This window comes from Bradyrhizobium sp. Rc2d (assembly GCF_900099855.1).
In the GTDB taxonomy this organism is placed as follows: Bacteria; Pseudomonadota; Alphaproteobacteria; order Rhizobiales; family Xanthobacteraceae; genus Bradyrhizobium.
The window spans coordinates 1-24,207 of record NZ_FNCU01000003.1 but is presented as its reverse complement, the minus strand read 5'-3'; the positions used below and the strand labels follow the sequence as shown (position 1 = coordinate 24,207).

Genomic DNA, 24,207 nt, shown 5'->3' with positions numbered 1-24,207 from the left:
GCCGGTCGCGGCAGAATGACCTACAGCGCCATCTGGCGGCTGATCTCGCTCGCGTCGAGATTGGAGCGATCACAGGTGAATTTCACCGCGCCGCGATCCATCACGGCAAAACTGTCGCCGAGTTCGCAGGCAAAGTCGAGATATTGTTCGACCAGCACGATGGCGATGTTGCCGAGGTTGCGCAGGTACGAGATGGCGCGGCCGATGTCCTTGATGATCGAGGGTTGGATGCCCTCGGTCGGCTCGTCGAGCAGAAGCAGCTTCGGCCGCATCACCAGCGCGCGGCCGATCGCGAGCTGCTGCTGCTGGCCGCCGGATAGGTCGCCGCCGCGCCGGCCGAGCATGGATTGCAGCACCGGAAACAGTGAGAAGACGTCGTCCGGGATGTGCTTGTCCTCGCGCTTGAGCGGGCCGAAGCCGGTCTTGAGGTTCTCCTCGACCGTCAGCAGCGGAAAGATCTCGCGGCCCTGCGGCACGAAGCCGATGCCCTTGCGCGCCCGCTCGTAGGGCTTCAGGCCCGTGATATCATTGCCGTCGAGCACGATCGCGCCCGAGGAGATCGGATATTGCCCGACCATGGCGCGGAGCAGCGAAGTCTTGCCGACGCCGTTGCGCCCGAGCACGCAGGTCACCTTGCCCGGCTCGGCCGAGATCGAGACGCCGCGCAGCGCCTGCGCCGCGCCGTAGAACAGGTTGATGTCCTTGACCTCAAGCATCGCTCAGCGTCCCAGATAAACTTCGATGACCCGCTCGTTGGACGAGACCTGGTCGATGGTTCCTTCCGCGAGCACCGTGCCTTCATGCAGACAGGTGACCTTGACGCCGAGCTCGCGCACGAAGGTCATGTCGTGCTCGACCACCATCACGGTGTGGGTCTTGTTGATCTCTTTCAAGAGCTCAGCGGTGAGATGCGTCTCGACGTCGGTCATCCCCGCGACGGGCTCGTCGACGAGGAGCAGCTTGGGATCCTGCGCCAGCAGCATCCCGATCTCGAGCCACTGCTTCTGGCCGTGGCTGAGGCTACCGGCGAGGCGGTTGCGGGCGTCGGTGAGGCGGATCGTCTCCAGCACCTTGTCGATGCGCTCGGACTCCGCATTGCTGCCGCGCCAGAACAGCGTGCCGCGCACGGAGTGATCGACATTGAGCGCGAGCAGGAGGTTGTCCTGCACGGTCTGGCTCTCGAACACCGTCGGCTTCTGGAATTTGCGGCCGATACCGAGCTCGGCGATGCGGGTCTCGTCGAGGCGCGTCAGGTCGGTGACGCCGTCGAACAGCACGGTGCCCTCGTCGGGCTTGGTCTTGCCGGTGATGATGTCCATCATCGTGGTCTTGCCCGCGCCGTTCGGGCCGATGATGGCGCGCATCTCGCCGGGCTCGAGCGTCAGCGACAGATTGTTGATGGCGTGGAAGCCGTCGAAGGAGACGTGCACGCCGTCAAGATAGAGCATTGCGGAGGTCGCGCGGGTGTCCATGACGTTCATTGCGCCTACTCCGCCAGCTTGGGTTCGGTGACGCCGTCCTCGGCCGCGGCGCTCACTGACGTCGCTGCGGTGCGTTTTTCGTTCGACGAGGCCCACCAGGCGTTGAAGGTGCCGACAATGCCCTTCGGCAGCAGCAGCGTCACCAGGATGAACAGCGCGCCCAGCATGAACAGCCAGTACGGCGCGAGCACGCCCGAGGTGAAGAAGGTCTTGGCGTAGTTGACGACGACGGCGCCAAGCGCGGCGCCGACCAGCGTGCCGCGGCCGCCGACCGCGACCCAGATCACCGCCTCGATCGAATTGCCTGGCGCAAACTCGGACGGATTGATGATGCCGACCTGCGGTACGTAGAGCGCACCGGCGACGCCAGCCATGCAGGCCGACACCGTGAACACGAACAGCTTGTAGGATTCGACGCGGTATCCGAGGAAGCGCGTGCGCGATTCTGCGTCACGCACCGCGATCAGCACCTTGCCGAGCTTGGAGGAGACGATGGCGCGGCAGATCAGGAAACCGACAATCAGCGCCAGGCAGCTCAGCGCGAACAGCGCGGCACGCGTCCCCTCCGCCTGGACGTTGAAGCCCAAAATGTCCTTGAAGTCGGTCAGGCCGTTGTTGCCGCCGAAGCCGAAATCGTTGCGGAAGAAGGCGAGCAGCAGCGCATAGGTCATGGCCTGCGTGATGATCGACAGATACACGCCGGTGACGCGGGAGCGGAAGGCGAGCCAGCCGAAGCAGAAGGCGAGCAGGCCGGGCACGACCAGCACCATCAGCGCAGCGAACCAGAACATGTCGAAGCCGTACCAGTACCAGGGCAGCTTCGAATAGTTCAGGAACACCATGAAGTCGGGCAGAATCGGGTTTCCGTAGACGCCGCGAGTGCCGATCTGCCGCATCAGGTACATGCCCATGGCGTAGCCGCCGAGCGCGAAGAAGGCGCCGTGGCCGAGCGAGAGAATGCCGCAATAGCCCCAGATCAGGTCGATCGCGAGCGCCAGGATGGCGTAGCAGACATATTTGCCCCAGAGCGCGACCAGATAGGTCGGCACCTGGAGAAACGAGCCCGCGGGCAGCAGCAGGTTGGACAGCGGGATCAGCACGCCCAGCGCGGCGACAACCAAGAGGAAGATCGTCGCGCTGCGGTCCAGCGTTCGCGTCAGCATGTGAGGGGTCATGCTTCCACCGCACGGCCCTTGAGCGCGAACAGACCGCGCGGCCGCTTTTGAATGAAGAGGATGATGAGAACCAGGATCGCGATCTTGCCGAGCACGGCGCCGGCGACTGGCTCCAGGAATTTGTTGGCGATGCCGAGCGTGAAGGCCCCGACCAGCGTGCCCCAGAGATTGCCGACGCCGCCGAACACCACGACCATGAAGCTGTCGATGATGTAGCTCTGGCCGAGATTGGGGCTGACATTGTCGATCTGCGACAGCGCCACGCCGGCGATGCCGGCGATGCCCGAGCCGAGACCGAAGGTCAGCGCGTCGACGCGCGAGGTGGCGATGCCCATCGAGGCTGCCATGCGGCGGTTCTGCGTCACCGCGCGCATCTCCAGGCCGAGCGCTGTGTAGCGCAGCATCGCGAGCAGGATCGCGAACACGGCGAGCGTGAAGAGAAGGATCCAGAGCCGGTTATAGGTGATGGTGATCTGGCCGAGCTCGAAGGCGCCGCTCATCCAGGAAGGGTTGCCGACCTCGCGGTTGGTCGGGCCGAACATGGTGCGCACCGCCTGCTGCAGCACCAGCGACAGGCCCCAGGTCGCCAGCAGCGTCTCCAGCGGGCGGCCATAGAGGAAGCGGATGATGCTGCGCTCGATCAAGACACCAATGGCGCCGGCGACGAGGAAGGCGAGCGGCACGGCGATCAGCAGCGAATAGTCGAACAGGCCGGGATAGCGGGTGCGGATCACCTCCTGCACCACGAAGGTGGTGTAGGCCCCTAACATCACCATCTCGCCATGGGCCATGTTGATGACGCCCATCACGCCGAAGGTGATGGCGAGCCCGATCGCGGCGAGCAGCAACACCGAACCGAGCGAGAGGCCGTACCAGGCATTCTGCACCATGGACCAGACCGCGAGCGAAGACTGGATCGAGCCGATCGCGCTCGTCGCGGCCTTGGTCACCGACGCCGGCTGGTCGCCCATGCCGGTAAGCAGCGCCAGCGCCTCCTGGTCGCCGCGCGCCTTGAGGGTTGCGACCGCCTCGAGCTTCTCGACCTCGGTCGCGTCGGACTTGAACAACAGGATCGCGGCGCGGGCCTCGCCGAGCGCGGCCTTGACGGATCGGTTGGTTTCCTTGACGAGCGCGGCATCGACCGCCTCGAGTGCGGTCTCCTCGTGCGACTTGAAGACAGATTGCGCGGCCTGCAGGCGCGTCCCGAGATCGGGCGACTGAAGCGTCAGGCTGCCGAGCGCGGAATCGACGCTGCGGCGCAGGCGGTTGTTGAGGCGAACCGCGCTCGCGCTGTCGGGAACGCTGGCAACGGCCTCGCCGGTCGCGGCATCAATCGACTTGCCATCGGTGCCGGTGACGTAAACCTTCTTGCTGTCAGGATCCGCCATGAGGCGACCGTCCTGAAGCGCGCTGATGATGGGGAAAGCCAGCTTGTTGCCACTGCCCGCGACCACACCGATCGCCTCTTCCGTGTCGGAAAAATCGTCATTGGCGAATTTGGCGACCGCATCCTCGAACGGACCGGCGAAGGCTGGCAGCGCGAACGCGATCAGCAACAACGAGAGTGCAAGCGAGCAGAGACGGGCAGACAAATGGGCTGGCACTGTGAATAACCCCGGCAGAAATGAGTGGAGAAGGCGGCGGGATCGCCGCCCCCTCCGGTCGTGCAATGGAGCGTCAGATCGGGATCAGGAGCCCGAGCCGAGGCACTTGTTGGTCTTGGTGTTGAAGTTGCCGCACTTCTTGCCGACCCAGTCGCCGATCAGGTCCTTGGAGCCCTCGAGCTCCTTCGACCAAGCGTCGCCCGCGACGAGGCCGGGAGTCTTCCAGACCACGTCGAACTGGCCGTTCGCCTTGATCTCGCCGATGAACACCGGCTTGGTGATGTGGTGGTTCGGCAGCATCTTCGACACGCCACCGGTCAGGTTCGGCGCCTCGATGCCGGGAAGCGCATCGATCACCTTGTCCGGATCGGTCGACTTCACCTTCTCGACCGCCTTCACCCACATGTTGAAGCCGATCACGTGCGCTTCCATCGGGTCGTTGGTCACGCGCTTCGGATTCTTGGTGTAGGCCTGCCAGTCCTTGATGAACTTCTCGTTCGATCCGTCCTTGGTCTTGATCGACTCGAAATAGTTCCAGGCGGCGAGATGGCCGACCAGCGGCTTGGTGTCGATGCCGGCGAGCTCTTCCTCACCCACCGAGAACGCGACGACCGGGATGTCCTTCGCCTTGATGCCCTGGTTGCCGAGCTCCTTGTAGAAGGGAACGTTGGCATCGCCGTTGATGGTCGAGACCACCGCGGTCTTCTTGCCGGCCGAGCCGAACTTCTTGATGTCGGCCACGATCGTCTGCCAGTCGGAATGACCGAACGGCGTGTAGTTGATCATGATGTCTTCCTGGGCCACACCCTTGGACTTCAGATAGGCTTCCAGGATCTTGTTGGTGGTGCGCGGATAGACGTAGTCGGTGCCCGCGAGCACCCAGCGCTTCACCTTCTCTTCCTTCATCAGATAGTCGACGGCGGGAATCGCCTGCTGGTTCGGCGCCGCACCCGTGTAGAACACGTTGCGCTCGCTCTCCTCGCCCTCGTACTGCACGGGGTAGAACAGGATGTTGTTGAGCTCCTTGAACACCGGGAGCACCGATTTGCGCGACACCGAGGTCCAGCAGCCGAACACGACCGAGACCTTGTCCTTGGTGATCAGCTCGCGCGCCTTTTCGGCGAACAGCGGCCAGTTCGACGCGGGGTCGACGACGACGGCTTCCAGCTTCTTGCCGAGCACGCCGCCCTTCTTGTTCTGCTCGTCGATCAGGAAGAGGATGGTGTCCTTCAGCGTGGTTTCGCTGATCGCCATGGTGCCGGACAGGGAGTGGAGCACGCCGACCTTGATGGTGTCGTCCGCGGCCTTCGCGCCAGTCAATGAAGCCAGACCAAGCACCAGTCCGGCGGTCGCGGCGAGCACGCCGCGGCGGCTAAATGACGCCGCTATATCGTGAGTGGATTTGCTAAACATGTGTGTCTCATCTCCCTGACGCAGACGTGAAAAACGCTGCGAAACGGCCCCACGGCCGCCTGCGATTAACGCAATCGCAAGAACCATGCCATGGACTGAGCACCCATCAACTCCTTGACTCTGCTCACATAATTGTCTGAAAACCAAGTTTCGACGCAGTCAGATCGCCCAAACTATAGGCAATCTAAATGTATGCGAAAGCGGCAGGCAGGTTATTTTTTGAGCAAATTGCGAGATCTGGCTAAATTTCCGGCATAACTATTTCTGCACCGCAACCGCTGTTTGAGGCCGACCTGCCTTGAAAGCGCCCATTCGATGTTCCATATGAACGGCGTAGGCCTCTTGCGAATCAAGGGGTCATAGCGAGCCGCGTGTTCTTAAGCCCGTAGGGGCGTCTGGCTTGCCCCATATCTCCCAAGCCATCCGACACCCCAAACACGCAGGTGTCTTCTCGACACCCTTTTGCGCGCGCCGCGCTGAATGCGCCGGGCGCCCGCTTTTGACATGGAAAGAACCCCTCTTTTGACTTCCTTTCAGGACTTCGGCCTGGCCGATCCCATTTCCCGTGCCCTCAGAGAAGAAAACTACGTCACCCCGACCCCGATCCAGGCCCAGACCATCCCGCTGGCGCTGACTGGCCGCGACGTCGTCGGCATCGCCCAGACCGGCACCGGCAAGACCGCGTCTTTCGCGCTGCCGATCCTGCATCGTCTGCTTGAGAACCGCATCAAGCCGCAGCCCAAGACCGCCCGGGTCCTGGTGCTGTCGCCGACCCGCGAGCTGTCCGGCCAGATCCTCGACAGCTTCAACGCCTATGGCCGGCATATCCGCCTGTCTTCGACGCTCGCCATCGGCGGCGTCCCGATGGGCCGCCAGGTCCGCGCTCTGATGCAGGGCGTCGAGGTGCTGGTCGCCACCCCCGGCCGCCTGCTCGACCTCGTGCATAGCAACGGCTTGAGGCTCTCGAGCGTTGAATTCCTCGTACTCGACGAGGCCGACCGCATGCTCGATATGGGCTTCATCAACGACATCCGCAAAATCGTCGCCAAGCTGCCGATCAAGCGGCAGACACTGTTCTTCTCGGCCACCATGCCCAAGGACATCGCCGAACTCGCCGATTCCATGCTGCGCGATCCCGCCCGCGTCGCGGTGACGCCGGTGTCCTCGACCGCCGAGCGGATCAACCAGCGCATCCTGCAGGTCGACTTCGCGGCCAAGCCCGCCTTCCTGACCAGGCTCCTAAAGGACGAGCAGATCAACCGCGCGCTGGTCTTCACCCGCACCAAGCACGGCGCCGACAAGGTGGTGAAGACGCTGGCCAAGGCCGGCATCGCCGCCAACGCCATCCACGGCAACAAGTCGCAGAACCATCGCGAGCGCACGCTCGCCCAGTTCCGCTCGGGCGAGATCCGCACCCTGGTCGCCACCGACATCGCCGCCCGCGGCATCGACGTCGACGGCATCAGCCACGTCATCAATTTCGATCTGCCCAACGTGCCCGAGACCTATGTCCACCGCATCGGCCGCACCGCGCGCGCCGGCGCCGACGGCACCGCGATCTCGCTCGTCGCCGGCGGCGAAGAGCTCAGCTATCTCCGCGACATCGAGCGCCTGATCCGCGTGGCGCTGCCGCGGGAAGATCTCCGCACCGATGCCGGCCGCCGCGATGCGGGCCCTCCCCCGTCGCAGCAACGACAGGGCCGGCCGGGCGGCCGCCCGGGCCAGCGTCCGCAAGGCGCACGGCACGGTGACGGGCGGCGTGCCGACGAAAGGCATGCCGACGGGCGCCACCATAGCGGCGGCAAGCCGAGCGACGGCCGGCCCGGCGAGGGACGGCATGGCGAGGCCAGGCATGCTGACGGACGGCCCGGCAATGGCCCGAAGGCCTCAAAGGGTTCACGTCGCCGCCGCTCCGGCACTCAGATGCATTCCTCGCCTGCAGACCGCCCGGAACAGCGTTCCGCGCATAGCGCCGGGACCTCCGATGGGATACAAGGCGTTGCCTTTTTGCGCCGGGAGAGTCGGCCGAACGGCCAACCGAACCGCAAACCCTATTCGCACTAGCTGTCCACGACCTGGAGAAATTCATGGCTAAGGAAGAGCTGATCCAGTTCGAAGGACTGGTCACCGAAATCCTCCCCGACGCCCGCTACCGCGTGCAGCTCGACGCCGGACACGAGATCGTTGCCTATACCGCCGGCAAGATGAAGAAGAACCGCATCAAGACGCTCGCGGGCGACCGCGTGACGGTGGAAATGTCGCCCTATGACCTCGAGAAGGGGCGGCTGATTTTCCGCCACAAGGACGAACGTCCCAGCACGGCGGGTGGACCGCCGCGTCCCGGCCAGCGCGGCGGCCAGTTCCGCCGCCGCTAATCGGTTCTCGCGCGCGAGCGCGGCAGTAAAATTCCGATCCGTATGCTGATCCGCCGTGACATCACGGCGGATCAAAAAATCGTGCGCGTCAGGATTGTTTTGAGGCTTTAATTCCGATAAAATGAATTAATCGATTTTCGGCCGGACGACATTAGCATCCACCGGTACAGCCGGTTCAGACACGCTGACGACCCTTCCAAAAATTCGATCTAACCTGCCTGCGCGAGCAGGCTCTTACATTGTGCTATCTAGAAGGGACTACCCCAGTGAGCATGGGAACCGTGAAGTGGTTTAACGCGACCAAGGGTTATGGCTTCATCCAGCCCGACGACGGCGGCAAGGACGTGTTCGTTCACATCAGCGCCGTCGAGCGCGCGGGCCTCGGCTCGCTGCAGGAAGGTCAGAAGGTCTCGTACGAGATCGTGGCCGACCGCCGCTCCGGCAAGTCGGCAGCGGACAACCTCCGCGCCGCGGGCTGAGCCTGCCGGGCCTCTCGCCCGGATATTGACTCGGGCCGCCTCAGGCGAGCCAAGGAATTAAAAAAGGCCGAGCGCAACGCACGGCCTTTTTCATGTCGGAAGGAAGTGGCTGCGCTCAGTAGCGTCGTGCAGGCCGTAGAACGACCCGCGGCACAGAGAAGTATTCTTGCTCGCGCGCGAGCTTTCCGGGTGGACCGAGATCCTCCCGGGCAAAGCGCCAATCGGTCCTGCTAGTTGGTCTTGGCGGCCCCGCCAGCAGCCCCGCTGGCATTGTTGCTCAGCGAACCTGCCTGGGTCATCGTGTGGTTGAAGTAGGTGTCGCTGTCGCCGAGCGTCAAGCGACGCTGGCAAAGCGGCATGCAGCTGTAGGACTCGCGCTCGATCCCGCGATAGACGGTGACGAGCCGGTCGCTCGGACCTTCGACCTGGATCTGGCGGTCGACCAGGATCTCGCCGCCCCGGTCGAGCGCGATGAAATTGGTGGCACCATAACCCTTCCCGGTCACGACTATCATGCCGCCGGGCTGCAGCGTGACGTCGGCGATCAGGGGATTGCCGACCACGATGGTCGCGACCTTGCCGGGGAGCCGGACCAGCTTGGCCTGGTCGACATTGACGGCAATGGTATCGGCGGTGGGCTCGGCAAGGCCGACACCAGGCGATGCCAGCATCGCAGCCGCAACCAGAAGGCAGACGCGCGCCTGACGGCGCAGCAACTCTTTACGCATTACACTTACCCCCGGGACGTCACAAACCGGCAGAAACGATCAGATACAGCGGAGCCGGTGCCCGACCCGGCTAACCTGCCCTTAATTCGTGAACGTTCCGCAAACTCGCCGACTATTGTTTGAAGGGACCGGCGCTTTGTGGCTCTCGGAGGCGTTGACGCCGCCCTAGTGGCGGAACGGATAGGCGAGCTGGCCGCCGATTTCCTTGGGCATGGTCGCTTCGTCCTTGCCGTAATCCTGCGGCAGCCTGCCCTCCGGCATACGGAAGGTGCCGAACAGCACGTCCCAGATCGGGAACGTCCCGGCAAAGTTGGTGTCGCCGCCCTCTTCGAGCGAAGTGTGGTGCCAACGGTGGAACACCGGCGTCGCCAACACGTATCTGAACGCTCCGAAGGTCCAGTTCAAGTTGGCGTGCACGAAGGCCGAATGGAAGGTGGTGAACGGGCCGACCCAGATCATGACGTTCGGGGAGATACCGGCCATCAGCAGCACGACGTCGACGCTGATCGTCCCGAGCATGAGATTGACGGGATGGAAGCGCGCCGCGGAAATCCAGCCGATCTCCTCCGAGGAATGATGGATTGCATGGTACTTCCAGAACCCGCCGTCATGAAAAAGCCGGTGCAGCCAGTACAGCATGAAATCGGACAGCACCAGGAACAGCACGGCCTGCACCCACAGCGGCAGCTGTGACAGCGGGCCATGGCCATTGTCGTAGAAGGCGATGAGCTCGTCGGCATCGTGGATGTTGAAGACGACGCCGGCGCCGACGATCAGCAGTCCGATCCGCATGGTGCGGGCGAACACGGGAACGAAGAACCAGTAGCAGATGTCGGTGAGGATCTCGCGCTTGCGCCACCACGGCGCGCCGGGATTGCAGGCCCAGAAATGCTCGAGCACGGTGAAGACTGCCGCGAGCACCAGGGTGACGGGGACCACCTTCGCGATGGTCTCGCCGAGCATCAGGGCGACTTGCATGGGCAGGCTCGACATCGTCGCCTCACTTCCGAATTGCTGGTCTCGCCTAGGCCTACTCCGCTAGATTTAAGGGAGGGTGAAGCCGGCCGGCGCGTGCGCTGCATTCGAAACTGGCCGAATTCAGCGGCCGCCTTAAGACGAAATTCACTCTGGCCAAAAGCATCGGGCAACAAGCGGATTTGCTCGAATGAATTAACGCTACCGAAAGAGCTCGGCTCTCATCTTCGTCGCGTCAAAGACAGCGCCGAACGAGGCGATCCCACCCAGACGGAGTTTTGTTCATGAAGAACCTTATTGCGCGTTTCGCGAAGGACGAATCCGGCGCCACCGCCATCGAATACGGCCTGATCGCCGCCGGCATCGCGCTGGCCATCATCACCGTCGTCAACAATCTCGGCAGCTCGCTGAACACCAAGTTCGGCTCGATCAGCAGCTCGCTGAAGTAAGCGACCGACGAGCGATTCGCAAAAGCCCCGGATCTCCGGGGCCTTTGTTTTTCTGAAGACGGCGAGTTCCAGTGGCGTTGCGCGAGTACAGAACCGATGCCGCGGTCGCGGCGAACGAGGCGGAGGCGGCGCAGACCGGCTCGCCGGCCTATTGGGTCTGCCTTGCGCTGCTGCTTGCGACGGTCGTGCTTGCCGTGCGCATTGCCAGCCTCTGGTGAGCACGCTCGCGGCGGGGCCAGCCTCGCCGCCCGGCTGCCGTTGTCGGTTTGTTTAGCACTGCCGGCTAGCATCCGCGCCGCCAGCTTCGGCGACACAACCAGGCCTCAAGACGCAGCCCATGATCCTCGACCTTGCGCGCCTTCTGCTCTTCCCGGCTCTCTTGGCGTTCGCCGCCGCGAGCGACCTCTTCACGATGACGATCTCGAACCGCGTGTCACTGGCATTGGTCGCCGGTTTCTTCGCCCTCGCTCTCGCCGGTGGCATGGCACCTTATGAGATGTTGAGCCATGTCGGCGCCGGCGCACTTCTGCTCGTCGTGGCCTTCACCTGCTTTGCGATGGGCTGGGTCGGCGGCGGCGATGCCAAGGTCGCGGCCTCCGTCGCACTCTGGTTCGGCTTTGCACATCTGATGAACTTCCTGCTCTACGCCTCGCTGTTCGGCGGGGCGCTGACGCTGCTCCTGCTTCAGTTCCGGCAATGGCCGCTGCCCTACGGGCTGGCGGGCCAAGCCTGGCTCGCACGGCTGCACGCCAAGGAGAGCGGCATTCCTTACGGCATCGCGCTCGCACTGAGCGCGCTGATGGTTTACCCGGAGACCGAATGGGTGAAGGCGATCGATCTCGCTCACCTCGCGCTGCGCTGAACGCACCGGGTAAACCCGGCGTTAAGGCGATTTAGATACGCCTCATTAACCATGCTTTGACGAATAGCTGGTCAACTGCCGATCACGGCGGCGGCAGCGTCGCGGCGTTTTGTTGGAAAGTGAAGCGTATGAATAGGGCACGCATTGTCGTCCTGACGGTCGCCATCTGCGCCGGCGGCGTCGCCGCGTACCTGGCGAGCGGCACGGACAATTCTGCGCCGCCTCCGGCTCCGGTCGCACAGCTTCCGACCGTCGACGTCCTGGTCGCCAAGAACGACATCGGTCTCGGCCAGACCGTGAAGCCGGAAGACGTGCAATGGCAGACTTGGCCGGCCGCGACCGCTAGCGCCACGTTCATCCGCCGCAACGAGCGTCCCGAGGGCGTGACCCAGGTGACCGGCTCGATCGCGCGCGCTCCCTTCATTCAGGGTGAGCCGATCCGCGACCAGAAGCTGGTCAAGCCCGAGGGCTCTGGCTTCATGGCGGCCATCCTGCCGAGCGGCATGCGGGCGATCTCGACCGAGATCTCGCCGGAGACCGGCGCAGGCGGCTTCATCCTGCCCAACGACCGCGTCGATGTGATCCTCACGCGCCGCCTCAAGAATCCGGACCAGAGCAACGGTGCTCCGGACATCGTCACCTCCGAGATCATCCTGACCAACATCCGCGTCCTGGCCATCGACCAGGCGCCGAAGGAGAAGGACGGCCAGAACACGGTGGTCGGCAAGACCGTGACCTTGGAGCTCAATCCCGCGCAGACCCAGGCGCTTTCGTCGGCCCGTCAGGCCGGAACGCTGTCGCTGGCGTTGCGCAGCATAGCCGACGTCAAGATGAGCGAGATCACGCTCGACGAATCAGCACAGAAGCGCGACGGCGTTTCGATCATTCGCTACGGCATTCCAAGTCAGGCGGCGAAAGCAAGATGAAGGCAGTCGATATGAAATGCAGGGCAAATCTGGCGACGATGCGAACCTCACTGGTTCGCGCCCTGTCGTTTTCGGCCGCCCTCGCGCTGACGCTCAACCCGGCCCTCAGCCCGGTGGTCGCCGCCGACTACCGTCCCGTGGCGCCGGTCGCGGCCGACGGCCAGATGAACGCGCGTTTCCTCTCGCTCGGCATCGGCAAGTCTGTTGTGATCGACCTGCCGCGCGACATCAAGGACGTGCTGGTCGCCGACCCCAAGATCGCAAATGCCGTGGTCCGCTCGGCGCAGCGCGCCTACATCATCGGCGCCACCGTCGGCCAGACCAACATCGTGTTCTTCGATTCCGCCGGCCAGCAGATTGCGGCCTATGACATCGCGGTCAAGCGCGACCTCAACGGCATCCGGGCCGCGCTGAAGCAGATCCTGCCCAATTCCGACATCCAGATCGACGGCCTCGGCGATGGCATCGTCCTGACCGGCACGGCGGCGAACCCGTTGGAAGCGCAGCAGGCCAACGATCTCGCCGCACGGCTCGCCGGCAGCGCCGACAAGGTGGTGAACTCGATCGTGGTCCGCGGCCGCGACCAGGTCATGCTGAAGGTGACGGTGGCCGAAGTCCAGCGCAACATCGTCAAGCAGCTCGGCATCGACCTCACCGCGAACCTGAACTACGGCACCTCGGTGGTGAGCTTCACCAACTCGAATCCGTTCACGGCTCTCGGCAAGAACCTCGTGGACGGCAACAACCTGACCACGAAGTTCGGCGCGACGCCGACCGTGCAGGCCACCCTGCGCGCGATGGAGACCGCGGGCGTGATCCGTACGTTGGCCGAGCCGAATCTGACCGCGATCTCCGGCGAGTCGGCGACCTTCATTGCCGGCGGTGAATTCCCCGTGCCGGCAGGCTATGCCTGCGACCCGACCACGCATGTTTGTACCACCCAGATCAGTTTCAAGAAGTTCGGCATCTCGCTCAACTTCACCCCGGTGGTTCTGAGCGAGGGCAAGATCAGCCTGCGCGTCATGACCGAGGTCTCGGAGCTGTCGAACGAAAATGCGATCACGCTGTCCCAGGCCGTGACCTCGACGTCGGTGAACTCGCTGACGGTGCCCTCGATCCGGACGCGCCGCGCCGAGACATCGCTGGAAATTCCCTCGGGCGGCGCGATGGCGATGGCCGGCCTGATCCAGCAGCAGACCAAGCAGGCGGTCAGCGGGCTGCCGGGGCTGATGCAGCTCCCGGTCCTCGGCACGCTGTTCCGCAGCCGCGACTTCGTCAACAACGCAACCGAACTGGTCGTGATCGTGACGCCCTATGTCGTTCGCGCAGTCGCGCAAAAGGACCTGTCGCGGCCGGATGACGGCTTCGCCGCCCCTGCCGATCCGCAGGCCGAGTTGCTCGGCAACATCAACCGCATCTACGGCGTGCCCGGCCGGACCGAACCGGCCAGGAATTACCGCGGCACCTACGGCTTCATCACCGACTGAAGCGGAACGGGGACTTCACGATGATCACAAGACCACCCCAGCTTCGCAAACGCGCCATCCGCCTCGGTGGCGCGCTCGTCGGCATGGCGCTCGCCCTCGGCGGCTGCCAGCACGACGAAGCCGTCACCGCCTCCATTCCCGACGATTACAAGCAACGCCATCCGATCGCGATCGAAGAGCAGAACCGCTCGATCGTCGTCTTCGTCGGCCACGCCCGCGGCGGCTTGACCGCCACCCAGCGCGCCGACGTGATGGGCGTCGCCTCGGCCTGGCTGCACGAGGGCACCGGCGCCATCCGCATCGACATGCCCTCCGGCACGCCCAACGCGCGACCGGTCGCGGACACCATGCGAGAGATCCAGGCGATGCTGGCGGCGGCAGGCGTTCCGCCGCGCGGCATCAACGTTTACCCCTACCAGCCGGAAGACAAGCGCTTCCTGCCGCCGATCCGGCTCACTTACTCCAAGATCGCCGCGGTCGCGGGTCCCTGCGGCCTGTGGCCGGACGACATCGGCCCCTCGATCAAGAACAAGAGCTGGTTCGAGAACAAGGACTATTACAATTACGGCTGCGCCTATCAGCGCAACCTCGCGGCGATGGTCGACAATCCGTCGGACCTCGAGCAACCGAGGGCTGAAACACCTACTTATATAGCGCGTCGCACCACGGCCTTCGAGAAGTATCGCAAGGGAACGACGACGGCGACCCTCCATCCCGAAGCCGACAAGGCCAAACTCAGCGACACCGGCAAATGATCAGCTACGCTCGCCAGCCTCAAGAAGAGCAGCCGGAAACACCGCCCCCGCCGGTCGAGGAGCATATTGCGCCCTCGCCGCGTGTCTCGGTGCAGGCGTTCTGCGAGACCGTGGAGACCGCTGCCGCGGTGCAGTCGGCCGGCGAGGATCGCCGTCTCGGCAAGGCCCATCTGAAGATCCAGATGGGCGGCATGGCGGCGGCGATCGAAGCCTATCGCTCCGCCCCGACCCCGAACGTGATCGTGCTCGAAAGCGACGGTCGCAGCGACCTCCTGGGCGGGCTCGATCAGCTCGCTACCGTCTGCGACGCCGGCACCCGCGTGGTCGTGATCGGCCGCATCAACGACGTCATGCTCTACCGCGAGCTGGTGCGCCGCGGTGTCAGCGACTACGTGCTCGCGCCGGTCGGCGCGATCGACGTCGTGCGCTCGATCTGCAACCTGTTCTCGGCGCCGGAAGCCAAGGCGGTCGGCCGCATCATCGCCGTGGTCGGCGCCAAGGGCGGCGTCGGCGCTTCCACCATCTCCCACAACGTCGCCTGGGCGATCGCTCGCGATCTTGCGATGGATGCGGTCGTCGCGGATCTCGACCTCGCCTTCGGCACCGCCGGGCTGGACTACAACCAGGACCCGCCACAGGGCATTGCCGACGCCGTGTTCTCTCCCGATCGGGTCGACACGGCCTTCATCGACCGCCTGCTGTCGAAATGCACCGACCATCTCAGCCTGCTGGCGGCGCCCGCGACGCTCGACCGGGTCTATGACTTCGGCTCCGACGCCTTCGATGCCGTGTTCGACACGCTGCGTTCCACCATGCCCTGCATCGTGCTCGACATCCCGCACCAATGGTCGGGCTGGACCAAGCGCGCCTTGATCGGAGCCGACGACATCCTGATCGTGGCCGCGCCCGATCTCGCCAATTTGCGCAATACCAAGAACCTGTTCGATCTGTTGAAGGCCTCGCGCCCCAACGACCGGCCGCCGCTCTACTGCCTGAACCAGGTCGGTGTCCCGAAACGGCCCGAAATCGCCGCCACGGAATTCGCCAAGGCGATCGAGAGCCAGCCGGTCGCGTCGATCCCGTTCGAGCCGCAGATCTTCGGCTCGGCGGCCAACAACGGCCAGATGATCGCGGAGATCTCGGCCAATCACAAGTCGATCGAGATGTTCCTTCAGATCGCCCAGCGCCTGACCGGCCGCAGCGAGACGAAGAAACAAAAGTCGTCCTTGTTTTCACCCCTGATTGAGAAGTTGCGGGGAAAATAAGCCGCCGCATGGAGTTGTTAAGTGTTCGGTAAGCGTAGCGGAACAGACACCGACTTTCGGGCTCCGAAGCCCGGCGCCGTGTTGCCCGAGCCCTCCCAGGCTCCGGCGGCGACGGTATCGCGCGCCCCGCTCCCGCCGGCCGTCGCCTCGCCATCGCTTGCCCCGGCCAAGGCGCCGCCGCCTCCCGCCATGGAGAGCCGGCGCTCGGACAATTATTACGAGGTCAAGGCGACCATCTTCGGTGCGCTGATCGAGGCCATTGACCTCGCCCAGCTCGCCAAGCTCGATTCCGAGTCCGCCCGCGAGGAAATTCGCGACATCGTCAACGAGATCATCGCGATCAAGAACATCGTGATGTCGATCGCCGAGCAGGAGGAACTGCTCGACGATATCTGCAACGACGTGCTCGGCTATGGCCCGCTGGAGCCCCTCCTCGCACGCGACGACATCGCCGACATCATGGTGAACGGCGCCGGCACTGTCTTCATCGAGGTCGGGGGCAAGATCCAGCGCACCGGAATCCGCTTTCGCGACAACCAGCAGCTTCTCAATATCTGTCAGCGCATCGTCAGCCAGGTCGGCCGGCGCGTCGACGAATCCTCGCCAATCTGCGACGCGCGCCTCGCCGACGGCTCCCGCGTCAATGCCATCGTGCCGCCGCTCGCGATCGATGGCCCCGCCCTCACCATCCGCAAATTCAAGAAGGACAAGCTGACGCTCGATCAGCTCGTCAAGTTCGGCGCGATCTCGCCGGAAGGCGCCGAGATCCTCCAGATCATCGGCCGGGTCCGCTGCAATGTGCTGATCTCCGGCGGCACCGGCTCGGGCAAGACGACGCTGCTCAACTGTCTGACCAACTACATCGAGCACGACGAACGCGTCATCACCTGCGAGGACGCGGCCGAGCTCCAGCTCCAGCAGCCTCATGTGGTCCGGCTCGAAACCCGCCCGCCCAACATCGAAGGCGAAGGCCAGGTCACCATGCGCGAGCTGGTGCGCAACTGCCTGCGTATGCGCCCCGAACGCATCATCGTCGGCGAAGTCCGCGGACCCGAGGCGTTCGACCTGCTTCAGGCCATGAACACCGGCCATGACGGCTCGATGGGGACGCTGCATGCCAACAATCCGCGCGAGGCGCTGTCGCGCTGCGAATCCATGATCACCATGGGCGGGTTCTCTCTGCCCTCGCGCACCATTCGCGAGATGATCTGCGCATCCATCGACGTCATCGTCCAGGCCGCGCGCCTGCGCGACGGCTCGCGCCGCATCACCCACATCACCGAAGTGATGGGCATGGAAGGCGACACCATCATCACCCAGGACATCTTCCTCTACGATCTGATCGGCGAAGACGCCAACGGCAAGATCATCGGCCGGCACCGCTCGACCGGCATCGGCCGCCCGAAATTCTGGGAACGCGCCCGCTATTACGGCGAAGAGAAGCGCCTTGCCGCCGCGCTCGACGCCGCGGAATTGGCGCCGACAACATGAGCAGGTCAGCGTCATGAAGATGCAGGTCCTCGCCCTCGCCTTTCTCGCCACGGCTGCCGTCGGCGGCATCGCCTGGGTCTTCCTCTATCCACTCCTGTCAGGGGAGCGAAAGGCCGAAAACCGCCGCGCTTCGATCGCGCGTGCCGACACGCCCGCAGCCAAGCAGACCGAGAAGAGTCAACGATCGCGCCGTGAGCAGGTCGAGACTTCGCTCAAGGATCTCGAGGCGCGGCGCCAGCAGGAGAAGAGAGTCCCGCTCAGCGTCCGCCTCTCGCAGGCGGGGCTCGACTGGACCCCGCAGAAATTTTGGGTCGTGTCCGCCGTCGTGGCGGGCGTGCTGTTCGCGGCTGCTCTGTTCGTCGGAGGCGGCCTGCTCGGCGCCGCCGGCCTCGGCTTTGCCGGCGGCTTCGGCCTGCCGCGCTGGGCGCTGGGCTTCCTCAAGAAGCGTCGCGAGACCAAGTTCCTGGCGGCACTGCCCGATGCGGTCGACGTGATCGTCCGCGGAATCAAGGCCGGCTTGCCGCTGTTCGAGTCGATCAAGGTCGTCGCCGCCGATTCACCGGAACCGCTGCGCAGCGAATTCCTCCAGATCATCGAGACGCAGGCGATCGGCATGCCGCTCGGCGAGGCTTGCTCGCGGTTGTATGACCGCATGCCGCTCCCAGAGGCGAATTTCTTCGGCATCGTGATCTCGATCCAGCAGAAGTCGGGCGGCAACCTCTCCGAAGCGCTCGGCAACCTCTCCAAGGTGCTGCGCGACCGCAAGAAGATGAAGGAGAAGATTCAGGCGATGTCGATGGAGGCCAAGGCCTCGGCCGGCATCATCGGCTCGCTGCCGCCGATCGTGATGTTCCTCGTCTATCTCACGACGCCGCACTACATCTCGCTGCTTTGGACCCACCCGACCGGCCAGCTGATGCTGGTCGGCTGCGTCGTTTGGATGTCGATCGGCGTCATGGTGATGAAGAAGATGATCAACTTCGATTTCTGACGGTGCCGTATGGTCGAGTTTCTCGTTTCGAAGCTACATGACGTCCGCTTCATGACCATGCTGCTGGCGGCCATTGCCGCCAGCGCCACCGTCTATACGCTGGTGATGCCGCTGTTTGCCGGCGAGGGGCTCTCCAAGCGCATGAAGGCGGTGGCGAGCGAGCGTGAACGCCTCCGGCAGCGCGAGCGCGAGCGCCTCAACAAGAACGAGAAGGTCTCGCTGCGCCAGACGCCGAAGCAGCTCGTCTCCAAGGTGGTCGAGGACTTCAACCTCACCAAATGGCTGGCGCAGGAAGCCGCCCGCGACAAGCTCATCATGGCGGGCTACCGCGGCCAGGCGCCCTACATCACCTTCCTGTTTGCCCGCATGGTGGCTCCGATCGGGCTCTTCGTCGGTGCCGCCGTCTACGTCTTCTTGATCGCGCACATGAAGCAGGCGATGCCGATCAAGATCGGCATCTGCGTCGGCGCGGCCTATCTCGGCCTGCAGGCTCCGATGCTGTTCCTCAAGAATGCGATCTCCAAGCGCCAGCTCTCGATCAAGCGCGCCTTTCCCGACGCGCTCGACCTGCTGCTGATCTGCATCGAATCCGGCATGTCGGTCGAAATGGCATTCCGGAAGGTCTCCACCGAGATTGTCGGCCAGTCGATTGCGCTGTCGGAGGAGTTCGCACTGACCACGGCCGAGCTGTCCTACCTGCAGGACCGGAAGATGGCCTATGAGAACCTGGCGCGACGCACCGGGCTCGAAGGCGTCAAGTCGGTCTGTCTCGCGCTTCAGCAGGCGGAGCGTTACGGTACACCGCTCGGGCATTCCCTGCGCGTCATGGCGCAGGAAAACCGCGACATGCGCATGAATGAGGCCGAGAAGAAGGCCGCTGCGCTACCGCCGAAATTGACGGTGCCGATGATCCTGTTCTTCCTGCCGGTGCTGTTCGTCGTCATTCTCGGGCCGACGGGCATCAAGATCACCGAGCTGCACTGACGCGAGAGCGGCGCGCCGTCCGCCGACGACGTCAAGTTCAAGCCGATCAGTCGGGCTGGCTGAGCGAAGCGACCGGGGTCCGCTTCGGTGCGCCGCGCGGGGCGTCGTTGCGGTTCAGCATTTCCTTGAGATAGGCGACATTAGCTGCGGCCTGGTCCGGCGGCAGGTCCGCCTTGACGATGGTCTCGGCCTCGGCGAAGCGCCCTTGGAGGCCGACGACCAGAGCGAGATTCTGCCGCACCCGGGCGCTCGCGCGCGGCGAAGCGTAAGCCTGTCGCAGCGCCTCTTCGGCCTTGGGCAGGTTCCTCGTCAACATGTAGGACAGGCCGAGATTGGAGAGGACACCGGGATCACCCGGCGCGATCTTCAGGGCGCTCGCATAATAGGAGCGCGCCTCCTCGTGCCGGCCCATCTGATCGAGCGCAGTACCCTGCACCGAGAGCAGATGCCAGTCCGGATTGTCGGGCGAATGCGCCTTCGACAACACGTCGAAGGCCTGCTGGAAATTGCCGTTGTCGGCGAGCGCGCGGCCGTACTGGGCGAGCAGCGGCTTGTTGCCGGGATTGGCGATGGTCGCCTGCTCCAGCACGGCGACGGCTTGGGCACGCTGGCCATTGGCGCGCAAGGCCTGGCCATAGGCGAGCGCGGCGCCGGCATCCTTGGGATTGGCACGATAGCGCTCGCCATAGACTTCGACAGCGCGCGCGGGATCGGCGGGAGCGGCTTCCGCCCGCGGCCCGACCGAGCCCGTGACCTCGGAGAGCTTCGACATGCCCGTGCAGCCGCCGAGGCCCGTAGCCACTGCCGCGATCAGCGAGGTGGACGCAAGAAGCCGGGCAAGACTGAACCGTTGACGCATGACGCTTTGACTCTCGAGCCGATTGATCGAGCCGAACGCGCCAGCAATAGACTGTTAACCCTAACGGCCAGTTAACACCGGGCAAGTCGCACCGCTCACGGCGGCGTCTGCGGCGGCACCTTCCCGCCGGGCCCGAGATCGAGGCCGAGCACCTTCGCCTGTTCGTTCAGGTCCCGCAGTAATTGCACTCTCCGTAGCGCCTGAAGCTGGACTACGACTCCTTCCGATGGCGTCTTCGCGCCCGGTCAATATTCAATGGCAAGCCGCTTGCGGATTTCATCGATGCGTTTGTCCAGCGCATCGAACCGCGCGTGGACGGAGCGGTCGTGGAGATAGAAGACGTAGCCGCCAGCGAGGAACGCGAAGATCCAATGATGGTGCTCGACATAGCCGAAGATCGCCTCGATCACCTGGCCGATGAATGTGACCACGCTCCACACGAATTCCATTGCAATTCCTCCCGGCAGGCTTCGTCGGCCGCCGGCGAACTCCAATAGCTGGCGGCCGTCCTCGGAACCTAGCATGGCCCCCTCACTGCGAGTAGCGGCTCGCTGACCGGTGACAGCAAAGTCGATTGCGGCGGCGGCGAAACTCTGCGAAGTCTCGTTCGTACGACCTGCTTGATCTGACGATCCGGACCCGCCAATGCCTTCTGTCTTCGAGACGTCGCCCACCGCCATCCCGATCACCTTCGTCACCAAATCGAGCTGGGATCAGGTCGCCGAGGCGCTGCCGCCGGCGCAACGCCAGTTCGCCACCGCGAGTGCCTTTGCCGCCAAGCCCGGCGGCTATCTCGCGCTGCCCGCGCCGGATGGCGCAATTGCACAGGTGCTGTTCGGCCTCGAGGATGAGGGCGCCAGATCGCGCGACCTGTTCCGGCCGGGCGCCCTGCCCGGCCTGCTGCCGCCGGGCACCTATCGTTTTGCCAATGCGCCGCACGATGCACGGCTGGCGGCACTTGCCTTCGCGCTCGGCAGCTACCGCTTTGCCCGCTACCGCAAGGCTGACAGGCCCGACGTCCGGCTGGTGCCGCCGGATGGCGTCGACGCGACTGAGATCGATCGCATGGCCGATGCGGCGATGCTGGCGCGCGATCTCATCAACACACCGGCCAACGACATGGGACCGGAGCAGCTCGCCGCAGCCGCGCAAGCGCTCGCCGCCGAATTCGGTGCAAGCTTCGCCTGCACCATCGGAGAGGATCTGAAGACGAATTTTCCGCTGATCCACGCCGTCGGCATGGCCTCCAGCCGCGCGCCACGGTTGATCGACATCGGCTGGGGCGATCCGGCTCATCCCAAGGTGACGCTGGTCGGCAAGGGCGTCTGCTTCGACACCGGCGGGCTCGACCTGAAGCCGTCGAGCGGCATGCTGATCATGAAGAAGGACATGGGCGGCGCCGCCAACGTGCTCGCGCTCGCACGCATGGTGATGGATGCGAAGCTGAAGGTGCGGCTGCGCGTGCTGATTCCGGCCGTGGAAAACGCGGTCGCCGGCAACGCCTTCCGTCCGCTCGACATCTTCACCTCGCGCAAGGGCATCACGGTGGAGATTGGCAATACCGACGCCGAAGGCCGCCTCGTCCTTGCCGACGCGCTGGCGCTGGCCGATGAGGAGAAGCCGGAGCTGCTGATCGATCTGGGCACGCTGACCGGCGCGGCCCGCGTTGCGCTGGGGCCGGATTTACCGCCCTTTTACACCAATGATGAGACGCTGGCCGCCGACGTCGCGCGTTGCGCGGTGAAGGAGAACGATCCGTTGTGGCGCATGCCGCTGTGGCCGCCTTACGATGCCTGGCTGGACTCCAAGACGGCGACCATCACCAACGCGCCGTCCGGCGGCTTCGCCGGCTCGATCACCTGCGCGCTGTTCCTGCAACGCTTCGTCGAGCACGCCGAGAGCTGGCTGCATGTCGACATCTATGGCTGGACGCCGTCGGCGAAGCCGGCGCGGCCCGAAGGCGGCGAGTGCCAGGCCGCGCGCGCCATTTACGCACTCTTGAGCGAACGCTATGCATGACCCGCGGCTGACGCCGGCGCGGGGCGACATCGCCGCGAAATATCTCGAAGGCAAGGTTGAGGCGGATCGCTTCGTCACCGGCGAGGAATTCGAGGTGGTCGAGGCGATCGCGCCGGTGCGCGAGCAGCCATCGTCGAACGCGATGCTGATGACGGAGGCGCTGCGCGGCGAGCGCGTCACCATTTACGACCGCAACGGCGAAGGCTGGGCCTGGGGCCAGCTCAACGGCGACGGCTATGTCGGCTGGCTGCCGGATGCAGCGCTCATGAAGCCCGCGGCCGCCCCGACCCACGTGGTCAGCGCGCTGCGAACATTTGCCTTCCCCGGCCCCTCGATCAAATTGCCACCAGCGGACACGCTGGTGCTGGGATCAAAGCTCACGATCGTGCGCGAGGACGGGGCCTTCGCGGTGACGCGCGAAGGAACGTTCTTACCGAAAACGCATCTTGCCCCGCTCGATCATCGCGAGCCCGATTTCGTCGCCGTCGCCGAGCGCTTCGCCGGCACGCCCTATCTCTGGGGCGGCAAGAGCAGTTTTGGCATCGATTGCTCGGGCCTGGTGCAGGTCTCGCTCACTGCTGCCGGCATCGGCTGCCCGCGCGACAGCGACATGCAGCAGGCCGGCCTCGGCCGCGCGCTGGAGCCGCATGAGTGGGGTAGTTTGGTGCGCGGCGATCTGATCTTCTGGAAGGGCCATATCGCCATCGTCCGCGACGCCAGCTCCATGGTTCACGCCAATGCGCATCACATGGCGACCGTGATCGAGCCGATCGAGCCGGCGCTCGCGCGGATCAGGCAAGCCGGCAGCGAGGTCGCCGCGATCACGCGGCTCTGACGAACGCTAGAGCATGTTGGGCTCGAATTGAATCGCAGGGATTCCCAAAGGGAGCGAACCGTGATTCATCCTTGAGGCCGGGAGGAGGCCGGCAGGGATGGCGCATGGAGAGGCTCTTCGCATTCGGGTGATCAAGGCCGTCGTTGAGGATGGCCTTTCGCGGAACGAGGCGGCCCGGATATTCCGGGTCGGGATCGCGAGCGCGATCCGCTGGGTGAAGGCGTTCGAGGAAACGCAGCGCACGGCGGCTTTGCCGACCGGCGGTGATCGGCGTTCTGTGCTGAAGCCGCATCGGGACTGGCTCTTGGAACTTCGGCGCAAAGAGAACGATCTGACGCTCGATGCGATCGCCGAGCGACTGCTTCGCAGGCATGGCGTCGAAGCCGACAAGTCGATGCTGTCGCGCTTCTTTGCCGGTGAGGGCATTAGCTTCAAAAAAAACCGTGCACGCCAGCGAACAGGATCGTCCCGACGTCGTTGAGCGCCGACAAGCGTGGCGGTGCGCGCAAACCAGCCTTGGCGGTCGGCTCATCTTCCTCGACGAGACCTGGACGACGACGGCGATGACGCGTCGTTACGCCTGGGCCAATGTCGGCACACGCGCCTTGGGCCATGCGCCGCACGGACATTGGAAGACGACGACGTTCCTTGCCGGCCTGACCTGCGAGGGGCTGATAGCGCCGTTTGTGCTCGACGGGCCGATCAACGCCGAGTGCTTCTTCGCCTATGTCGAGCAAATCCTCGTCCCCACCCTGCGCGAAGGCGACACGGTGATCCTCGACAATTTGTCGAGCCATAAGAATGAAGCGGCCGCGCGTCTCATCGCCGGTGCCGGTGCGCGGCTTCTGTTCCTGCCGCCCTACAGCCCCGATCTCAATCCGATCGAGATGGCCTTCGCCAAACTCAAGGAACTGTTGCGACAAGCCCAAGCTCGAACCGTCGATGCCCTCTGGGACCTCATCGGCCGCACTCTCAGCCTCTTTACCCCTGTCGAATGCGCCAACTACATCCGTCATTGCGGGTATAATCCGCTTTGATCGCAACTCGCTCTAGG

25 protein-coding genes are annotated in these 24,207 nt (G+C 64.4%); 16 read left to right on the top strand and 9 right to left on the bottom strand.

What is annotated here, in order from left to right:
* Positions 1–20 precede the first annotated feature (20 nt).
* The 5 genes from urtE to urtA all read right to left on the bottom strand — a co-directional run bounded on the left by urtE (position 21) and on the right by urtA (position 5,673).
* The gene (urtE, locus tag BLV07_RS06260) at positions 21–716 is read right to left on the bottom strand and encodes an urea ABC transporter ATP-binding subunit UrtE (protein WP_091881260.1); all 696 of its coding nucleotides are present in this window, start codon (positions 714–716) and stop codon (positions 21–23) included.
* A 3-nt stretch (positions 717–719) separates the two neighbouring features.
* Positions 720–1,481, bottom strand: coding sequence for an urea ABC transporter ATP-binding protein UrtD (gene urtD, locus BLV07_RS06255; protein WP_091881256.1), 762 nt, complete (start codon positions 1,479–1,481; stop codon positions 720–722).
* A 5-nt stretch (positions 1,482–1,486) separates the two neighbouring features.
* Positions 1,487–2,656 carry an urea ABC transporter permease subunit UrtC gene (urtC, locus tag BLV07_RS06250; RefSeq protein WP_091881253.1) on the bottom strand — a complete coding sequence of 390 codons (1,170 nt, stop codon included), beginning with the start codon at positions 2,654–2,656 and terminating at the stop codon, positions 1,487–1,489.
* Positions 2,653–4,260 (bottom strand): urea ABC transporter permease subunit UrtB, encoded by a 1,608-nt coding sequence (gene urtB, locus BLV07_RS06245; RefSeq protein ID WP_091881250.1) that lies wholly within the window; start codon positions 4,258–4,260, stop codon positions 2,653–2,655. Before urtB ends, urtC begins: the two co-directional genes overlap by 4 nt.
* Positions 4,261–4,344: 84 nt before the next feature.
* Entirely contained in the window at positions 4,345–5,673 is a 1,329-nt protein-coding gene (gene urtA, locus BLV07_RS06240; RefSeq protein WP_028177273.1) for an urea ABC transporter substrate-binding protein, read from the bottom strand.
* A 480-nt stretch (positions 5,674–6,153) separates the two neighbouring features.
* On the opposite strand from urtA, the gene BLV07_RS06235 reads away from it, so the two are divergent.
* The 3 genes from BLV07_RS06235 to BLV07_RS06225 all read left to right on the top strand — a co-directional run bounded on the left by BLV07_RS06235 (position 6,154) and on the right by BLV07_RS06225 (position 8,527).
* Complete coding sequence (locus tag BLV07_RS06235; protein WP_091881248.1) at positions 6,154–7,737, top strand: DEAD/DEAH box helicase; 1,584 nt, start codon at positions 6,154–6,156, stop codon at positions 7,735–7,737.
* Between the two features lie 23 nt (positions 7,738–7,760).
* Positions 7,761–8,048: a translation initiation factor IF-1 gene (infA, locus tag BLV07_RS06230; protein WP_024340539.1), complete on the top strand. Its 288-nt coding sequence runs from the start codon at positions 7,761–7,763 to the stop codon at positions 8,046–8,048.
* A 266-nt stretch (positions 8,049–8,314) separates the two neighbouring features.
* Positions 8,315–8,527 (top strand): cold-shock protein, encoded by a 213-nt coding sequence (locus tag BLV07_RS06225; protein ID WP_091881246.1) that lies wholly within the window; start codon positions 8,315–8,317, stop codon positions 8,525–8,527.
* Between the two features lie 230 nt (positions 8,528–8,757).
* Here the strand turns inward: BLV07_RS06225 and BLV07_RS06220 are convergent, their stop codons facing one another.
* Together BLV07_RS06220 and BLV07_RS06215 are read right to left on the bottom strand one after the other, a co-directional pair.
* Positions 8,758–9,255: a pilus assembly protein N-terminal domain-containing protein gene (locus BLV07_RS06220; RefSeq protein WP_091881244.1), complete on the bottom strand. Its 498-nt coding sequence runs from the start codon at positions 9,253–9,255 to the stop codon at positions 8,758–8,760.
* A 165-nt stretch (positions 9,256–9,420) separates the two neighbouring features.
* The gene (locus BLV07_RS06215) at positions 9,421–10,248 is read right to left on the bottom strand and encodes a sterol desaturase family protein (RefSeq protein WP_091881242.1); all 828 of its coding nucleotides are present in this window, start codon (positions 10,246–10,248) and stop codon (positions 9,421–9,423) included.
* 266 nt (positions 10,249–10,514) lie between these two features.
* Between BLV07_RS06215 and BLV07_RS06210 the strand changes: the two genes are divergently transcribed.
* The 10 genes from BLV07_RS06210 (at position 10,515) to BLV07_RS06170 (ending at position 19,440) form a co-directional block, all read left to right on the top strand.
* Positions 10,515–10,679, top strand: coding sequence for a Flp family type IVb pilin (locus BLV07_RS06210; protein WP_014498224.1), 165 nt, complete (start codon positions 10,515–10,517; stop codon positions 10,677–10,679).
* A gap of 71 nt (positions 10,680–10,750) precedes the next feature.
* Positions 10,751–10,897: a hypothetical protein gene (locus tag BLV07_RS47370; protein ID WP_176945369.1), complete on the top strand. Its 147-nt coding sequence runs from the start codon at positions 10,751–10,753 to the stop codon at positions 10,895–10,897.
* 119 nt (positions 10,898–11,016) lie between these two features.
* Positions 11,017–11,541, top strand: a complete 525-nt coding sequence (locus tag BLV07_RS06205; RefSeq protein WP_091881240.1) for an A24 family peptidase — start codon at positions 11,017–11,019, stop codon at positions 11,539–11,541.
* 128 nt (positions 11,542–11,669) lie between these two features.
* Positions 11,670–12,467 carry a Flp pilus assembly protein CpaB gene (cpaB, locus tag BLV07_RS06200; RefSeq protein ID WP_176945368.1) on the top strand — a complete coding sequence of 266 codons (798 nt, stop codon included), beginning with the start codon at positions 11,670–11,672 and terminating at the stop codon, positions 12,465–12,467.
* An 11-nt stretch (positions 12,468–12,478) separates the two neighbouring features.
* Entirely contained in the window at positions 12,479–13,954 is a 1,476-nt protein-coding gene (locus BLV07_RS06195) for a type II and III secretion system protein family protein (RefSeq protein WP_176945394.1), read from the top strand.
* A gap of 20 nt (positions 13,955–13,974) precedes the next feature.
* Positions 13,975–14,709 (top strand): CpaD family pilus assembly protein, encoded by a 735-nt coding sequence (locus BLV07_RS06190; RefSeq protein WP_091881236.1) that lies wholly within the window; start codon positions 13,975–13,977, stop codon positions 14,707–14,709.
* Complete coding sequence (locus BLV07_RS06185; protein ID WP_091881234.1) at positions 14,706–15,974, top strand: CpaE/TadZ family protein; 1,269 nt, start codon at positions 14,706–14,708, stop codon at positions 15,972–15,974. Before BLV07_RS06190 ends, BLV07_RS06185 begins: the two co-directional genes overlap by 4 nt.
* 21 nt (positions 15,975–15,995) lie before the next feature.
* On the top strand, positions 15,996–17,465 hold the full coding sequence (locus BLV07_RS06180) for a TadA family conjugal transfer-associated ATPase (RefSeq protein ID WP_091881232.1): 1,470 nt from the start codon (positions 15,996–15,998) through the stop codon (positions 17,463–17,465).
* 13 nt (positions 17,466–17,478) lie between these two features.
* Positions 17,479–18,456: a type II secretion system F family protein gene (locus tag BLV07_RS06175; RefSeq protein WP_091881230.1), complete on the top strand. Its 978-nt coding sequence runs from the start codon at positions 17,479–17,481 to the stop codon at positions 18,454–18,456.
* Positions 18,457–18,465: 9 nt separating this feature from the next.
* Positions 18,466–19,440, top strand: a complete 975-nt coding sequence (locus BLV07_RS06170) for a type II secretion system F family protein (RefSeq protein WP_091881228.1) — start codon at positions 18,466–18,468, stop codon at positions 19,438–19,440.
* Positions 19,441–19,486: 46 nt separating this feature from the next.
* On the opposite strand, the gene BLV07_RS06165 is transcribed toward BLV07_RS06170, so the two are convergent.
* Together BLV07_RS06165 and BLV07_RS50060 are read right to left on the bottom strand one after the other, a co-directional pair.
* Positions 19,487–20,299: a tetratricopeptide repeat protein gene (locus tag BLV07_RS06165; RefSeq protein ID WP_091881226.1), complete on the bottom strand. Its 813-nt coding sequence runs from the start codon at positions 20,297–20,299 to the stop codon at positions 19,487–19,489.
* A gap of 245 nt (positions 20,300–20,544) precedes the next feature.
* Positions 20,545–20,748 (bottom strand): hypothetical protein, encoded by a 204-nt coding sequence (locus BLV07_RS50060; RefSeq protein ID WP_091881223.1) that lies wholly within the window; start codon positions 20,746–20,748, stop codon positions 20,545–20,547.
* A gap of 196 nt (positions 20,749–20,944) precedes the next feature.
* Between BLV07_RS50060 and BLV07_RS06155 the strand changes: the two genes are divergently transcribed.
* From BLV07_RS06155 to BLV07_RS06145, 3 genes are all read left to right on the top strand, one after another.
* Positions 20,945–22,318, top strand: coding sequence for a leucyl aminopeptidase family protein (locus BLV07_RS06155; protein WP_091881222.1), 1,374 nt, complete (start codon positions 20,945–20,947; stop codon positions 22,316–22,318).
* Positions 22,311–23,153 carry a C40 family peptidase gene (locus tag BLV07_RS06150; protein WP_091881220.1) on the top strand — a complete coding sequence of 281 codons (843 nt, stop codon included), beginning with the start codon at positions 22,311–22,313 and terminating at the stop codon, positions 23,151–23,153. Before BLV07_RS06155 ends, BLV07_RS06150 begins: the two co-directional genes overlap by 8 nt.
* 97 nt (positions 23,154–23,250) lie before the next feature.
* Positions 23,251–24,190, top strand: a protein-coding gene (locus BLV07_RS06145) for an IS630 family transposase (RefSeq protein WP_091881219.1) whose coding sequence is annotated in 2 segments (ribosomal slippage) — positions 23,251–23,562 and positions 23,564–24,190 — 939 coding nt in all. Because the reading frame shifts where the segments join, the coding sequence is not laid out codon by codon here.
* Positions 24,191–24,207 lie beyond the last annotated feature (17 nt).

Bases quoted from the DNA above. Each gene is read 5' to 3' on its own strand.
- BLV07_RS06205 (WP_091881240.1), top strand. From the start codon at position 11,017: ATGATCCTCGACCTTGCGCGCCTTCTGCTCTTCCCGGCTCTCTTGGCG.
- BLV07_RS06155 (WP_091881222.1), top strand. From the start codon at position 20,945: ATGCCTTCTGTCTTCGAGACGTCGCCCACCGCCATCCCGATCACCTTC.
- BLV07_RS06165 (WP_091881226.1), bottom strand. From the start codon at position 20,299: ATGCGTCAACGGTTCAGTCTTGCCCGGCTTCTTGCGTCCACCTCGCTG.
- urtC (WP_091881253.1), bottom strand. From the start codon at position 2,656: ATGACCCCTCACATGCTGACGCGAACGCTGGACCGCAGCGCGACGATC.
- BLV07_RS06150 (WP_091881220.1), top strand. From the start codon at position 22,311: ATGCATGACCCGCGGCTGACGCCGGCGCGGGGCGACATCGCCGCGAAA.
- urtD (WP_091881256.1), bottom strand. From the start codon at position 1,481: ATGAACGTCATGGACACCCGCGCGACCTCCGCAATGCTCTATCTTGAC.
- cpaB (WP_176945368.1), top strand. From the start codon at position 11,670: ATGAATAGGGCACGCATTGTCGTCCTGACGGTCGCCATCTGCGCCGGC.
- urtA (WP_028177273.1), bottom strand. From the start codon at position 5,673: ATGTTTAGCAAATCCACTCACGATATAGCGGCGTCATTTAGCCGCCGC.
- BLV07_RS06215 (WP_091881242.1), bottom strand. From the start codon at position 10,248: ATGTCGAGCCTGCCCATGCAAGTCGCCCTGATGCTCGGCGAGACCATC.
- BLV07_RS50060 (WP_091881223.1), bottom strand. From the start codon at position 20,748: ATGGAATTCGTGTGGAGCGTGGTCACATTCATCGGCCAGGTGATCGAG.
- urtE (WP_091881260.1), bottom strand. From the start codon at position 716: ATGCTTGAGGTCAAGGACATCAACCTGTTCTACGGCGCGGCGCAGGCG.
- BLV07_RS06235 (WP_091881248.1), top strand. From the start codon at position 6,154: ATGCGCCGGGCGCCCGCTTTTGACATGGAAAGAACCCCTCTTTTGACT.
- infA (WP_024340539.1), top strand. From the start codon at position 7,761: ATGGCTAAGGAAGAGCTGATCCAGTTCGAAGGACTGGTCACCGAAATC.
- BLV07_RS06170 (WP_091881228.1), top strand. From the start codon at position 18,466: ATGGTCGAGTTTCTCGTTTCGAAGCTACATGACGTCCGCTTCATGACC.
- BLV07_RS06220 (WP_091881244.1), bottom strand. From the start codon at position 9,255: ATGCGTAAAGAGTTGCTGCGCCGTCAGGCGCGCGTCTGCCTTCTGGTT.
- BLV07_RS06195 (WP_176945394.1), top strand. From the start codon at position 12,479: ATGAAATGCAGGGCAAATCTGGCGACGATGCGAACCTCACTGGTTCGC.
- BLV07_RS06175 (WP_091881230.1), top strand. From the start codon at position 17,479: ATGAAGATGCAGGTCCTCGCCCTCGCCTTTCTCGCCACGGCTGCCGTC.
- BLV07_RS06210 (WP_014498224.1), top strand. From the start codon at position 10,515: ATGAAGAACCTTATTGCGCGTTTCGCGAAGGACGAATCCGGCGCCACC.
- BLV07_RS06185 (WP_091881234.1), top strand. From the start codon at position 14,706: ATGATCAGCTACGCTCGCCAGCCTCAAGAAGAGCAGCCGGAAACACCG.
- BLV07_RS06190 (WP_091881236.1), top strand. From the start codon at position 13,975: ATGATCACAAGACCACCCCAGCTTCGCAAACGCGCCATCCGCCTCGGT.